The organism is Nonomuraea sediminis (assembly GCF_018531495.1).
GTDB classification, from domain to species: Bacteria; Actinomycetota; Actinomycetes; order Streptosporangiales; family Streptosporangiaceae; genus Nonomuraea; species Nonomuraea sediminis.
Genome location: NZ_JAHDTI010000014.1, coordinates 224,726 through 238,239 on the forward strand (window position 1 = coordinate 224,726; position 13,514 = coordinate 238,239).

A 13,514-nucleotide genomic window follows, 5' to 3' on the forward strand; every position below is an offset into this window, starting at 1 on the left:
GGCCGTACTCATGATGATCGACCGCGTCAGCGCTCGCCGTCCGCGCGGGTCGTCGGGCGCGGCGAGCGCCCGAGAATGCGCCTGATCTCCTGGGCGGTCTCCCCCTGTGGAGGGGACGACTGGTCCAGGCCCTGGCCACGTTCGATCCGGCTCATCACTTCGGTGAGCCGGTCGCAGACCTGCCTGATGTTCTTGTGAGCGTGGTTCCGCTCGGCGATGATCGCCGCGAGCAGGAGCGCCGTCAGCGCCGCCGACCCGTTGAACGCCTGCAACGTGACCATATTGGTGAACAGGTCGTGCTCGGCGAACGGGCCGGAACCGTGCGCGGCGGACAGAATCGCGATCGTCGTCACCAGCAGCTCGCACACCACGGCCCCGACGAGCTCGAAGCGCAGCGCCGCCCAGATCAGGAACGGGAAGACGAGGAAGAGCAGGTTGATGGAGCTCGACGTCGCCATCACCGTGACGACGGTGATGCTCACGAGCAGCGCTACCGCCTCCACCCACCGCGACAGCGTGACGCCCGGGAGCGACCGGTAGGTGTGACGGATCACCAGCAGGAGCGGCGTGCACACGAGCACGCCCATCGCGTCGCCGGTCCACCACACCGACCACGTCGGCCAGAAATTGGCCGGCTCCAGCGCGCCGGACAGCACCAGGGCACCGGCCCCTATGGTGGCGCTGACCAGCATCCCGACCAGGGCGCCGAGGAACACCAGCGCGAGCGCGTCCCGCAGCCGGTCGAGCGTGAGACGGAAACCCACGTGGGTGAGCAGCAGGTAGGCGCACACCGGAGCGAGGGTGTTCCCCACGGAGATCATCACGACCGCGAAGGCCGTCGGCCCGATCGCCACGTTGACCAGGAACGCGCCCAGCGTGATTCCCGGCCAGATCCGGAGGCCCAGAAGGAGGAGGCACGCCAGGGCGATGCCCGTGGGCGGCCACAGCGGCGTCACCTGCCCCCGAACCAGCTCCTGCCGGAGCCCCAGCTTGGCTGCCACGAGGTAGGCGGCCGCGACCATGAGGATCTGCAGGCTCACGACAGCAAGCCCGCGAAGCCGAGTGCTCTGCCCCCGCAGAGCCTCCATCATGCGCGATTCCCGTCCTAGTCAGATCGAGGCTCCGTCCACCTTATCGCTTCGTGACTCGCGAGATAAGAGCAGTTCAGACGGCATGCATGTCGGTCCTCGTGGATCTCGACCGTGGCCGAAAGTCAAACTGACGGACGTCAAGTGGCCGAGTAAGCAAGAATCGGCGAAGACCGAAATCGAGGAGGTTCTCTGTGCGCGCAGCTCTCACCGCCGTGCTCACGGCGCTTGCCCTGTTAGTCACCGGGGTGAGCTCCGCCGGCGCCACACCACGCCAGTCGTCCCTGCCTGGAGGAAAGGCCAACTTCGTGGTGTCGCAGGGCTTCCTGCGCGCTGCGTCCACCCAGAACTGGGTGCGGCTGGGTACCTACCAGTTCAAGCCCGACGGAACGGTCAGTGCGAACAACTATCTCTGGTGGCAGCGCAACCCGGAGGGCAGGCAGGCCACCGGTGTCGTCCCTGACTCCAGTTGCGCGACCAAGGCGGGCGGCTCCAGTACCCGCGTGCGCGCCTGTGACGTGTTGACCGCGGCCGGCTTCACGGGTGCTCCTGACGAGTCACGCACCGGGACCTTCAGTGTGGCGGGCGACGTGGTGAGCATCAGGTGGAAGATCGCCCAGGCCTGGACCGAGAAGTGGCGCGTGCAGGTGTCGCCTGACGGCAAGCTGGCCCGGCTGCAGTTCGCGGGCGGCACCCTGGCCACCAACGGGTACGGCTACGGCAGCAACGCCCCGCTCAGCACCCGCCGCGCGATGAGCTCCGTGCGATCCTTCGCCGGAGTCCTCAAGCAGGACCTGGTCTCCTGGGCGGGCGGTCACCTCGTGAACTCGGCCGGACAGGCCTTCAAGCAGTCGGCCTTCCGCAACTGCGCCACCACGACCTGGTGCCTGACGTACCTGCAGCCATCATCCCCCGGCGCCTGCCAGAAGTCGGGCGGCTGCCCCAACTTCGGCGGCGGTACCAAGGCGAACGTCAGCTCCATCCAGTACTACCTGGTCAGGATCTCCAACAACGATCGCCGCGACAGCCTGTGGCACTGGTGCACCTGCCTGGCCATGGAGAGCAAGACGTTCTGCTACTCGGGCAACTCGCACATCAAACCGCTGCTGCAGATCATCGACGACAGCGGAGCCTTCCGTGGCTGGGTCGGCGCCGAGGCGTCCTTCTATCCCGGCGTCAGGACCAAGGACATGATGGCCGTGTTCCGCATCTCCGACTTCCGCTGACGCGCGTTCATGCTCACCGGGACGCGGCCGAGCCGACCGCGTCACCGGTGAGCATGAATCGGGCGACGATCTCGGTGCAGGTGCCGTGCTCCCCCATCACGCACAGCGCCAGTGTGTCGAAGGCCGCCGTGAAGTCCTGCGCGGGGGGCAGGTCCGCCGGGTCGACCCGGTGATCACGCTGCTGGAAGCGGGTCAGGGTGATGTGCGGGCGGAACAGCTCGCCGACCTCGTCATAGCCGTAGCGTTCGAGGTTGTCGCGCGCGAGCGCGGGGGCGCTGACCCGGTAGTCGGCCAGGACGCGCCCGACCGGGTCCCGCTCCCGCCATCCGGTCCGCAGCGGCGCCACCGCGCCCAGCACGTCCTCCTGCAGAGCGGTGACCGCCTCGCTCTTGTCGTAGAACAGCTCGAACATCCCGTGCTCGTTACCCGCGAAGTGATCACCCCGCAGCTCGATCACCGGCGTCCGCCGTCCGATCTCGGCCAGCCGCTGCTCTGCCGTCTCCCGCTGCTCGGGGCCGAAAACAGCCATGAACAACGACAGATGCGGATAGGCGCCCTCCTCGGCCAGGACGAACTCGACACCGGCCACCTGCGCGCACCGCCGGCTCAACCCCACCGCCGCCGCCGCGACACCCGCGGGCGGCAACAGCACGACATCGTAAACCGGAAGATCACCCATGCCGCGCAGTGTACGTCCCCCCACCCGCTCCAGCCCCCAAAACAACAGCAACCGCCCCATGCTTGTCGTCCTGGTCAACGGCCTCCCCGGCGCGGGCAAGACCACGCTGTCCCGCCCTCTGGCTGTCGAACTCGGGCTCCCGCTGTTCAGCAAGGACCAGATCAAGGAGACATTGGCCGACCATCTGGGCGTTGATCCGCCTGCCGGTCTCACGCCGCGTGAATGGAGCAGGAAGCTCGGCATCGCGGCATCGGAAACCCTCTTCGCCCTGCTGGCGGACTCGCCCGTGGGCGCCGTGCTGGAAAGCTACTGGCCGGCCGCCCTCCGCCCCGTCGTCAGCCAAGGGCTGCGGCGCGCGGGCGCTTCGGCCGCGCACGAGATCAGATGCGTCGTCCCGCTCGAGGTCGCCCGGCGACGCTACATCGAGCGCGAACCCTCCCGCCATCCGATCCACCATGGCGCACCGCTCGACGAGCACTCCTGGCGAGCGATGGAGCGGGACGCGGGCCCACTCGACCTCGGTCACACGTACAGCGTCGACACCAGCAGGGACGTGGACGTCCGTGCTCTCGCCGGGTGGGTACGGCGGTAGGCGTGGGTGTCAGGCTGGGTTGCTGAGGAGCTCGGTCGGCTAGCCGGTGAATGCTTCGCGCAGGTAGGACAGCGCCTTCTCGCACTCGTCGGCGAGCGGGGCCTGCCGGGGCGATCCGAGCCAGAAGGTGGCGGCCACGCGCATGACGTCCGTCACGGCGTGGGTGATCACGTGGGCCCGTAGCTCGGCGTCGCGGGTTCGAGGCTGGTTCGCGAGCAAGGCTTCGACGAAGTGTTCCTGGCCGCCGCGCCACACGAGCCGGAACAGGCGTGCCTGGAGTGCGGGGACGCTCTGCACCAGGCGGTAGGCGCGCATGGTGCGTGCTGGGTCGCCCGCTGTGAGGCCGGCGAGCATGGCTCGGGCCACGAAGTCGACGTCGGACTCGCCGGGCAGGCGCTCGGCAAGGGCTCGGCGGGTCGCCTCGCCGGCGTCCGGAGCGCCGAGGAGCACGTCCTCCTTGGCCGGGAAGTACCGGTAGAAGGTTCGCGGCGACACGTCCGCCGCGGCCGCGATCTCCTCCACCGAGACCGCGTCGTAGCCCTTGGCTTCGAACAGGTGGAGGGCGGCGTCGATGATCGCGTCCTGGTTCCGCCTCTTCTTGCGGGCTCGCAGGCCCATGTCCGCATCGACCACGGGCTCAGGTTACCGAATCCGGCACAACTGAAAAATGGCAGTATTGCCAAATGGCAGATGTGTCACTATTTTTGTGGTGATCAGTGAAGGATCGTCACGGCTCAGCCGTGACGCGGAGCGGAAGTGAAGGCCATGACTCTCGAAGACACCATGACCCGCTACTGGCGGGCCTACAGCGCCCACGACCTCGACGCCGTGCTCGCCCACCTGGCCGAGGGCGTGCTCATCCAGTTCCCGACCAACGCCGAGCCCATCCGGGGCAGGAGCAGCATCGGGCGCGTGTGGTCGATGCTGTTCAGCACCGTGATCCCGGACGTACGTCAGGACGTTCTCACCACCGTGGTTCACGACCGGTCGGTGGCGTGCGAGTTCGTCGAGACCGGCACGCTCACCGTGCCCGGCGAGCTGGCGGAGTCCTTGAACCTGCCCGCGGGTGGCCGGCCGTACTCAATGCCCATGGCCTCGTTCTTCCACTTCGACGATGACGGCCTGATCGACCGGATCCGCTCCTACTGGGACACCGGGAGCTTCGCGGACCAGATCGGCATCGAGATCGGCGTCATCCGCTCCCTGCAGGCCCGCGCCCACGCACCTGCCTGATCCGAACGGAGCCTCTATACCGGCGTGATACCGGCGTGTCGCCGGTATGGAGGCCGCGCAGTGCACCCCCGAGATCGCCGGAGCGGTAGACGCGCCGGCCCGATCGGCCTCGTGCGCGTGTGAGGTTCATCGGGCGGACGCCTTGATGCCTTCGGCGGGAGCTTTCGCCGTCATGTCGACATGTCGACATGGTCGCGAGACGCTTCCAGGGAAGGACCGCGCCCATGACGATCTCTCTTGACACTGCTCGTTACACGGTCGGCTTGGCCACGAGCGCTTCCGACGTCCAGGCCGCGCAGCGGCTGCGGCACGAGGTCTTCGCCGATGAGATGGGGGCGCGCCTCGACAGCCCGGTCTCCGGCCTAGACGTGGACAGGTTCGACGCCTACTGCGACCACCTCCTGGTCCGTGACGGCGACCAGGTGGTCGGCACCTACCGGCTGCTTCCCCCTGGGCGTACGGACCGGCTGTACTCCGACGCCGAATTCGACCTCGGCAACCTCGCGTCCATCAGGAAGGACCTGGTCGAGGTCGGGCGTACCTGCGTGCACCCCGATCACCGCAACGGCGCGGTGGTGGGCCTGATGTGGGCGGGCATCGCGCGCTACATGGTGGACGGCGGCTACAAGTGGCTGGCGGGGTGCTGCTCGGTGCCGCTCGACGACGGTGGCGCGCTCGCGGCGGGTGTCGTCGACCGGGTGCCGCTGGGCCCGGAGGAGTATCGCGTCACCCCGCGCCTCCCGTGGCGCGACCAGAGTGCCGTCCCTTCCGACCGGTTCGTGCTGCCGGTCCTCCTGCGCGGCTACCTGCGGCTCGGCTCCTGGGTGTGCGGCGCGCCGGCGCACGACCGCGACTTCGGCACCGCCGACTTCTTCGTGCTGCTCTCGATGACCCACGTGAACAACCGCTACCTGCGGTTCTTCCTGGGACAGCCGCTGTGAGCACGGCCGTCAACCCCTGGCTGCGGATGGGGCCGTGCTCTCCGGAAGCCTGCGTGGAGGCCCCGGCCGCCCTCGCCGGGCCGCTCCGGCGCATGGCGCGCCTCGTCGGCGCAGCTCTCGTGCTGCTCGCGGGCATTCCCGTCTCCCTCGCGACGAGCCGCGCCGGCGGGGTACGGCGAGCCGGGATCACGAAGACCTGGGCCTGGCTCATGCTGCGCGCGCTCGGCATCCGGGTGGAGATCACGGGAGACGTCACCTCCGCGCCCGGCGAGGGCGCCCTTCTGGTGGCCAACCACATCTCCTGGCTCGACCCGCTCGTCATGGCGGCCACCGTCCCGTCACGCCCGCTGGCCAAGCGGGAGGTCGGCGAGTGGCCGCTCATCCGTACGCTGGCGGCGGGCTCCGGCGCGCTGTTCATCGACAGGAACCGGCTTTCCACGCTGCCGTCGGCCGTCGCGACGATCGCGGGCGCGCTCAGGGCGGGCGACACGGTGATCGCGTTCCCGGAGGGCACCACCTGGTGCGGGCGTGGCATGGGAGAGTTCCGCCCGGCGGTGTTCCAGGCCGCGATCGACGCTGGCGCCGCGGTGCGCCCGGCCACGCTGCGCTACCGCGAGGGTGAGTCGACCTCGACCCGTGCCTGCTACGTCGGGGACGACTCGCTGCTGGCCTCCATCCTGCGGGTGGCCGCGACCCGGCACTTCATGGTCGAGGTCACCGTCCTGGCTCCCGTACGGCCGGCGCCCTCAGGACGCCGGCCCGAGGCCCGCGCGGCGCTGGCCAGGCTCGCCGAGGCCCAGGTCCGCACCGGCGTCATCGACCGCCACGAGACCGCATCGACACCCGTGGACGAGTGCGTGGCATGACGCTCACCCGAACTGTCCCCGAAGTATTCATCATGCCTTTGGGGTATTTCACGGTTGTTTGACCGGGATGACCGGCGATCATGACTGTGTCTCGTCATATCCGCAAGGAGGCTCCGTGCGCCCCAGACCTTCCTGGCCGGTGCGGCTGGCCGTCGTCCTCGCCGCCGCCGTGTCCCTCATCACCCTGACCGGCCCCTCCCCCGCCAACGCGACCGTCTACAACTCCTGCACGATGGCCCGCTGCGCCGACGCACGCTCGGCCGACGCGATCTGGGCGGGCAAGGGCTACCCCACCCAGAGCGGCTGGTACTCCTGGCCCGACGGCAGGTACAACTACACCGGCGGGCGTTTCTACAACCGGGAGGGCCAGCTCCCGAGCGGTGCTACCTACTATGAGTACGACGTGTACTCCCGGTCACGTGGGGCCGCGCGTGACGCGTACCGGATCGTCGTCAACCGCAGCACCGGCGTGACGTGGTTCTCGCCCAATCACTACACCGACTTCTACCGGCTCTAGGAATTCCGATGACCTCCGCCGCACGTCCGCTGCCGTCCTGGTTGACGGTGTCCACCAGTCCGGCGCCGGCGGTGGTGGACGGGAGGGCCTGCCGTACCCGCGCCGCCTTCTTCGAGGAGGTGGCGCGGGTGCTGCGCCTGCCCGACTACTTCGGCCGCAACTGGGACGCGCTGACCGACTCGCTGCGCGACACCGGCCCCGTCGCCCTGGTCGTGGACCACGCCGAGGAACTGCTCAGCGCCGAGCCCCCCGACCAGTTCGCCTCCCTGCTCGCGGTCCTCGCCGACGCCGCCCGGACCGGCCTGACCCTCACCCTCCGCACCGACCCCGCCCACGAGGCCCTGCTCCAGCGACGAGCCGCCACCGCACTGCCCTAAGGCCGCAGTGGACGCCCTGAGCTCTCAGCGGCGGACGCGGTAGCGGATGTGGGTGGCCTCCTGCGTGTCGATCACCCGGACGACCTCCAGCTCGATCTCCGACGGCAGCACGTCGAACAGCCGTCGGCCGCGGCCGAGCAGCACCGGGATCAGGTGGACCTGCACCTCGTCCAGCACCCCCGCCTCGAGCGCCCGCTGCCCCGTGTACGCCCCGCGCACCTGCACGTCCCGGCCGCCCGCGGCGGCCTTCGCCTGCGCCATCGCGCTCTCGATCCCGTCGGTCACGTACGTCACCAGCGGATAGCCCCAGCGGGCGGCCGGACCTGGCGGCCGGTGACTGGGCACGAAGATCGGGAGCCCGCCGTGGTCGCCGCCCCAGTGATCCATGAGCTCGGCGGTCCGCCGCCCCGCGAGGACCGCACCGGCGGTGTTCCATTCGTCCTGGAACTGCTTGACCGGCCCGGACTCCGCGTCGGCCCACTTGTGCAGCCGTTCACCGTCCTCGCCGCCGAGGAAATCGTCGGGATCGGCGATGTACCCGTCGAGTGACACGGACATGTCGAGCACTGATATCGACACTTCGACCTCCTGCGGTCTCGATCCACACTGGCTTCAGGGCGAGGATGGCTGACCGCGGGTGGCAAGGTGGTGTCAGTCCTGTGAAACTCGCCGCCGGTCCACGGAGGGGGTGCGAGCCGGGTGCTGACCGTCGAACTGCTCGGCCCGTTGCGCGTCTCGGTGGCCGGGCGGCCCGTCGAGCTGCCCACCGGGCGGTTGCGCGTGCTGCTGGCCGTACTCGCGATGTCGGCGGGCCGTACCGTCCCGACCGGCAGGCTGGCGACGGCGGTGTGGGGCGTGGATCCGCCCGGCGACCCCGGGGCCAACGTCAGGACGAACGTCAAGCGGCTGCGCCGCGCCCTGGGGCCCGCTGCGGAGGAGTTGATCGCGGCCCGGCCCGGCGGCTACCTGCTGGTGATCGAACCGGACCGCGTGGACGCGCTGCGCTTCGGCCGGCTGCTCGACGAGGCGGCGGCGGACCCGGCGGCCGAGCGGTCCCGGCTGGCCGGCGCGCTGGCGCTGTGGCGCGGCGCCCCCTTCGACGGCATCGGATCGGACTGGCTGGAGCAGTCCGTGGCCCCGGCGCTGCACGAGCGGTACCTGACCGCGGTCGAGCGGCGGGCCGACCTGGACCTGGCGAACCGGTCGCGGCCCGATCCGGCTGAACTGGCGGAGCTGGCCGAGCGGCATCCGCTGCGGGAGTCGCTCTGGGCGCGGCTGCTGCGGGTCCTGGAGGCGGCAGGCCGTCCCGCCGAAGCGCTGGAGCGCTACGACGCGATCCGGCGCCGGCTCGCCGCGGAGCTCGGCGCCGACCCCAGCCCCGAGCTGCGGCAGGTCCACGCCGACCTGCTCGCGGGCGGCGCTCCTCCCGGTGGGCGCGCGGTGCCCAGGCAGTTGCCCGCCGCCATCGACGGCTTCGCCGGGCGCGAGTCCGAGCTCGCGGCGCTGGACGCGCTCCTCGACCAGCCTGACCCCCGATCGCCGCTGATCGCGGTGATCGCCGGTACGGCGGGCGTCGGGAAGACCACGCTGGCCGTCCACTGGGCGCACCGGATCGCGGGCCGCTTCCCGGACGGCCAGCTCTACGCCGACCTGCGGGGATACGACCCGTCATGCCAGGCCGTGCATCCGGCGGCGGCCCTCGGCGAGTTTCTCGACGCGCTCCGGGTGCCGCCGCACGGGATCCCGGAGAGCCCGGCCGCGCAGGCCGGGCTCTTCCGCGGCCTGCTGGCCGGACGGCGCATGCTGGTGCTGCTGGACAACGCCCGCGACGCGGACCAGGTAGCCCCGCTGCTGCCAGGGACGCCCGGCTGCCTGGTGGTGGTCACCAGCCGGGACCACCTCGCCGGGCTGGTCGTCAGGTACGGCGCGCGTCCGTTCACCCTCGGCCTGCTGCCGCCGGACCAGGCGAGGCGCATGCTGGCCCGCCGGGTCGGCGATGACCGGATCGCCGCCGAGCCGGCCGCCGCCGACCAGATCGTCGGCCGCTGCGCCGGGCTGCCGCTGGCGCTGGCCATCGTCGCGGCCCGAGCCGCGATCCACCCCGCGCACCCGCTCACCGCGCTCGCCGGAGAGCTCACGGACACGCTCGGCGCGCTGGAGCGTGCCGTCGACGTGAGGGCGATCTTCTCGTGGTCGTACCGGACGCTCGACGAGCCGGCTGCGCGGCTGTTCCGGCTGGTCGCCGGGCTGCATCCCGGTCCCGACAGCACGATCGACGCCGCCGCCAGCCTGGCGGGCGTCCCTCGGGTGGCCGCGCCGCTGGCCGAGCTGACCAGGGCCAACCTGCTCACCGAGCACGTCCCCGGCCGCTATTCGTGCCACGACCTGCTGCGCGCCTACGCCTTCGAACTCTGCCAGGCGCACGAGGCCGACCAGGACGCCGCGCGGCTCCGCGTCGTCGACCACTACGTCCACACCGCGCGCGCCGCCCAGCGGCTGCTCGGCGGGGACCTGGAGGCGGACGTCGAGCCTCCCACGCCGGTCCCGGGCGTTCGCGTGACCGGGCTCGCCGGACGCGACGAGGCGCTGGCCTGGTTCGCGGCCGAACGCCCCGCCCTGCTCGCCACCCTGAAGCTCGCCGCCGACCTGGGCCTCGACCGGCAGGTCTGCCACCTGGCCCGGGCGCTGTTCGTCTTCCTGCACGGGCGGGGGTTCTGGCACGACCGGGCCGAGACCCAGCGGGCCGCCGTGGCCGCCGCCCGGCGGCTGGGCGACCCGGTGGAGGAGTCACGCGCGTACCGCAATCTGGCCTTCGCGCTGGCCGACCTGGGCCGCTTCGCCGAGGCGCACCGCAACCTCGACACGGCGCTGGAGCGGTCACATGACGACGTGGCCGGTCAGGCGTGGACGCACTACCACCGCGACCTCGTGTACGCGCTCCAGGGCCGGGAGGCCGACGCGCTGCACGCCGCCCAGAGCGCCCACGACCTGTTCGAACGCCTGGGCGACCAGGTCGGCCAGGCCGTCGCGCTCACCGACCTCGGCTTCCACCACGGCCGCCTGGGGAACCACGCCCTGGCCCTCGAGCTGTGCGAGCAGGCCCTGGTCCTGCACCGCAAGCTCGGCAACCTCGCGCACGAGGCGCACGCGTGGTCCTGCCTGGGCGACACCCGCCTCCAGCTGGCCGACCCCGCCGGGGCGATCCCCTGTTACCGCCGGGCCCTGCACCTGTTCCGCGAGTTCCGCGACCCGTACGCGGAGGCCAGCACCCTCGCCCACCTGGGCGCCTGCCATCACCTCGCCGGAGAGCGGGCGGCCGCCCGCGAGCAGTGGCGCCAGGCCCACGCCCTCCTGGGCGACCTCGACTCCTCCGCCACCGACCAGATCCACACCCAACTGGCCGTCATCGACAGGCCCACCGCCGATGCCTTCCAAACTCAGGGACGGTTGTTCAGGCCGTGTTCGTAGGCCCAGATGACCGCCTGGACCCGGTCGCGCAGCCCGAGCTTGCTCAGGATGCGGCCGACGTGGGTCTTGACGGTGCCCTCGGACAGGAACAGCGATGCCGCTATCTCGGCGTTCGTCTCGCCCGAGACGATGTGCCGCAGCACCTCGCGCTCGCGCTCGGTCAGCGGGTCCGGCGCGACGTCCGGCAGGCGCGGCGCGACGTGGTCGAGCAGGCGCCGCGTCGTGGACGGCGCGATCACCGCGTCGCCCCGGTGGACGGTCCGCACCGCGGACAGCAGCTCGTCGGCGGGGGCGTCCTTGAGCAGGAACCCCGACGCCCCGGCCCGCAACGCCGCGAAGGCGTACTCGTCCAGGTCGAAGGTGGTCAGGACGATCACCCTCGGCCCGTCGCCCCGCGCCAGGAGCCGCCTGATCGCCTCGACCCCGTCCATGCGCGGCATCCGCACGTCCATGAGCACCACGTCCGCCGCCACCGTGCGCAGCCCGGCCAGCGCCTCCGCCCCGTCGCGCGCCTGGCCCACCACGCGCATGTCGTCCTGCGCGTCGATCACCATCGCCGTGCCGGTACGCACCAGATCCTGGTCGTCGACGACATAGACCCGGATCGTCATGTCCGGTACGGCAGGCGCGCCTCGACGACGAACCCGCCCGCCTCCCCCGTCCGGACCTCCACGGCTCCGCCCACGGCGCCCACCCGTTCCCGCATTCCCGCCAACCCGTTCCCCGTTCCCGCCACGCTGGTGGACCTGCCGTCGTCGCTGACGGTCAGGTGCAAGCCGTCCTCCGCCCATTCCAGCAGGACCGTGCCGCCGGCGCCGGGGCCCGCGTGCTTGAGCGTATTGGTAAGCGCCTCCTGCACCACCCGATAGGCGACCAGCTCCGTGCCCGGCCCGAGGGGACGGGCCGTACCCCGCACGATCTCCGCGACGGGCAGCCCCGCGCTCCGGGTGCGCTCGAGCAGTCCCGGCAGGTCGGCCAGGCCGGGCAGCGGCTGCCGCTGCGCCTCTTCCGGCGCGGCGCGCAGCACGCCGACGGCGGCCCGCATGTCCGTGAGGGCCGTGCGCCCGGTGTCCTCGATCGTGGCCAGGATCTCCTGCGCGCGTGCCGGCGCGAACCGGCCGCCTCTGGCCTGGGCGACGATGACCGCCAGCGCGTGCGCGACCACGTCGTGCATCTCCCGGGCGATCCTGGCCCGCTCCGCCGCGGTTGCCCGCGCGGCGGCGTCGCGGGCCCGCTCCCGCAGCAGGTCGATGTAGGCGAGCTGGGTCCGCCGGTACAGGCCGAACCCCCAGGCCGCGACCACCACCGCGGCCAGCAGCCCGAACAGCAGCCACGGGTTCGGCCCCAGGTCCGCGGCCGCCACGCTGGAGTCGGTCGCGAACCTGGCCGCCGCCACCCCGGCTCCCGCCAGGCCCACGATCAGCGGAGGGTACCGCCGGCCGTACGCGGCGCGGGAGTAGACCGCGAGCGGGAACAGCGCGGCCGACGGCAGCACGAGGAACAGCCCGGTCACGGCGACCTGCACGCCGAAGGCGGCGGCGACCACGAAGAACGCCCAGGTGTCCCGCCGGTACGCGACGGCCGCGTGCGCCACCAGGCAGGCGCCCACGAGCAGGCCGGCGCGGACTCCCGGCACCGACAGCACCGCCACCACCACGGACAGCGCGAACAGTGGCACCCCGGCGACGAAGGCCAGCACCAGGTCCGCGCGCCGTGGCATCACCGCGAGGTCGCCCGCTGGTAGGACAGCGTGGCCCCGCCGACCGCCAGCCCGAACAGCAGCCAGCTCCCGTACACCAGCCCGACCGTCACCACCGCGGCGGGATCTGACAGCGGCACCGGCCCCCGGGTGAGGCCGGCCAGCTGCGCAAGCGTGCCGAAAACGGACATGGTCCCCATAGTGGTCAACATCGCGGCGCCCGTCCAACCGCCCGCCAGCACCAGCCGCCGCGGCAGCCTCCGTCCCCACCGCTGGACCAGCGCCAGCGATCCCACCGCCCCGATGAGCAGCATGATCAGCTCGCCGTACGGCAGGCCCTCGTCATACCCGGCGGGACGCAGCAGCGTGCCACCGAGAGACCAGTACAGCTTGGCCATCGGATAGACGAACCCGACGGCGAACGCGCCGTATCCCAGCCACGCCCCGCCCGGCACCCGGATGTGCCGCAGCAGCAGCGCACCCAGCAGCGCGCAGCCCGCCAGGCTGAGCCCGCGCAGCGCCATCCCCGGCCAGTCGACCCGCGCGAACTCCCCCGCCGGGATGCCCGTGACGGCGAAGAACGCGCGGAAGGCGTCAAGCACGACGCCGCCCGCCGACCACAGCAGCAGGACGGCGGGCAGCAACCCGGCGGGGTGCGGCCGCACCACGAAGACCGCACCCAGCAGGGCGGCCGATATGGTCACCCAGTGCGGCGCGAAGCCCGTGGTGTAGGCAGGCGCCGGCAGCGGCACGAGCGCGAGCGCCACGACCAGCGCGAGAACGATCAGCGCCGAGATCTGCATTCGTTGGAGTCGCATGACGCCAACG

General features: G+C 71.6%; 15 protein-coding genes. 8 read left to right on the forward strand and 7 right to left on the reverse strand.

Annotated elements, in window-relative coordinates:
- Positions 1-26: 26 nt before the first annotated feature.
- Positions 27-1,040, reverse strand: a complete 1,014-nt coding sequence (locus KIK09_RS45110; RefSeq protein ID WP_214325695.1) for an MASE1 domain-containing protein — start codon at positions 1,038-1,040, stop codon at positions 27-29.
- A gap of 242 nt (positions 1,041-1,282) precedes the next feature.
- On the opposite strand from KIK09_RS45110, the gene KIK09_RS45115 reads away from it, so the two are divergent.
- Positions 1,283-2,314 carry a hypothetical protein gene (locus KIK09_RS45115; protein WP_214325696.1) on the forward strand — a complete coding sequence of 344 codons (1,032 nt, stop codon included), beginning with the start codon at positions 1,283-1,285 and terminating at the stop codon, positions 2,312-2,314.
- A gap of 13 nt (positions 2,315-2,327) precedes the next feature.
- On the opposite strand, the gene KIK09_RS45120 is transcribed toward KIK09_RS45115, so the two are convergent.
- The gene (locus KIK09_RS45120) at positions 2,328-2,993 is read right to left on the reverse strand and encodes a hypothetical protein (RefSeq protein WP_214325697.1); all 666 of its coding nucleotides are present in this window, start codon (positions 2,991-2,993) and stop codon (positions 2,328-2,330) included.
- Between the two features lie 58 nt (positions 2,994-3,051).
- Here KIK09_RS45120 and KIK09_RS45125 point away from each other — a divergent pair, with 58 nt between their 5' ends.
- Complete coding sequence (locus KIK09_RS45125; RefSeq protein WP_214325698.1) at positions 3,052-3,585, forward strand: P-loop nucleotide/nucleoside kinase family protein; 534 nt, start codon at positions 3,052-3,054, stop codon at positions 3,583-3,585.
- A 39-nt stretch (positions 3,586-3,624) separates the two neighbouring features.
- On the opposite strand, the gene KIK09_RS45130 is transcribed toward KIK09_RS45125, so the two are convergent.
- The gene (locus KIK09_RS45130; protein WP_214325699.1) at positions 3,625-4,218 is read right to left on the reverse strand and encodes a TetR family transcriptional regulator; all 594 of its coding nucleotides are present in this window, start codon (positions 4,216-4,218) and stop codon (positions 3,625-3,627) included.
- A 132-nt stretch (positions 4,219-4,350) separates the two neighbouring features.
- Between KIK09_RS45130 and KIK09_RS45135 the strand changes: the two genes are divergently transcribed.
- The 5 genes from KIK09_RS45135 to KIK09_RS45155 all read left to right on the forward strand — a co-directional run bounded on the left by KIK09_RS45135 (position 4,351) and on the right by KIK09_RS45155 (position 7,519).
- On the forward strand, positions 4,351-4,818 hold the full coding sequence (locus KIK09_RS45135) for a nuclear transport factor 2 family protein (RefSeq protein ID WP_214325700.1): 468 nt from the start codon (positions 4,351-4,353) through the stop codon (positions 4,816-4,818).
- Between the two features lie 224 nt (positions 4,819-5,042).
- Entirely contained in the window at positions 5,043-5,759 is a 717-nt protein-coding gene (locus KIK09_RS45140) for a GNAT family N-acetyltransferase (protein ID WP_214325701.1), read from the forward strand.
- A complete protein-coding gene (locus KIK09_RS45145) occupies positions 5,756-6,625 on the forward strand; it encodes a lysophospholipid acyltransferase family protein (RefSeq protein ID WP_214325702.1) in 870 nt (289 codons plus the stop codon). The genes KIK09_RS45140 and KIK09_RS45145 overlap by 4 nt, the downstream gene beginning before the upstream one ends.
- 115 nt (positions 6,626-6,740) lie before the next feature.
- A complete protein-coding gene (locus tag KIK09_RS45150; protein WP_214325703.1) occupies positions 6,741-7,142 on the forward strand; it encodes a ribonuclease domain-containing protein in 402 nt (133 codons plus the stop codon).
- Between the two features lie 8 nt (positions 7,143-7,150).
- Positions 7,151-7,519, forward strand: coding sequence for a barstar family protein (locus KIK09_RS45155; protein ID WP_214325704.1), 369 nt, complete (start codon positions 7,151-7,153; stop codon positions 7,517-7,519).
- Positions 7,520-7,543: 24 nt separating this feature from the next.
- Here the strand turns inward: KIK09_RS45155 and KIK09_RS45160 are convergent, their stop codons facing one another.
- Entirely contained in the window at positions 7,544-8,098 is a 555-nt protein-coding gene (locus tag KIK09_RS45160; protein WP_214325705.1) for a dihydrofolate reductase family protein, read from the reverse strand.
- Between the two features lie 120 nt (positions 8,099-8,218).
- On the opposite strand from KIK09_RS45160, the gene KIK09_RS45165 reads away from it, so the two are divergent.
- Positions 8,219-10,987, forward strand: coding sequence for an AfsR/SARP family transcriptional regulator (locus tag KIK09_RS45165; protein WP_214325706.1), 2,769 nt, complete (start codon positions 8,219-8,221; stop codon positions 10,985-10,987).
- Here KIK09_RS45165 and KIK09_RS45170 read toward each other — a convergent pair.
- Genes KIK09_RS45170 through KIK09_RS45180 form a run of 3 tightly spaced genes read right to left on the reverse strand, consistent with a single transcriptional unit; the run spans position 10,957 to position 13,504 of the window.
- A complete protein-coding gene (locus tag KIK09_RS45170; protein ID WP_214325707.1) occupies positions 10,957-11,598 on the reverse strand; it encodes a response regulator in 642 nt (213 codons plus the stop codon). The genes KIK09_RS45165 and KIK09_RS45170 overlap by 31 nt on opposite strands.
- A complete protein-coding gene (locus tag KIK09_RS45175) occupies positions 11,595-12,707 on the reverse strand; it encodes a sensor histidine kinase (protein WP_214325708.1) in 1,113 nt (370 codons plus the stop codon). Before KIK09_RS45175 ends, KIK09_RS45170 begins: the two co-directional genes overlap by 4 nt.
- On the reverse strand, positions 12,707-13,504 hold the full coding sequence (locus tag KIK09_RS45180) for a hypothetical protein (RefSeq protein ID WP_214325709.1): 798 nt from the start codon (positions 13,502-13,504) through the stop codon (positions 12,707-12,709). The genes KIK09_RS45175 and KIK09_RS45180 overlap by 1 nt, the downstream gene beginning before the upstream one ends.
- Positions 13,505-13,514 lie beyond the last annotated feature (10 nt).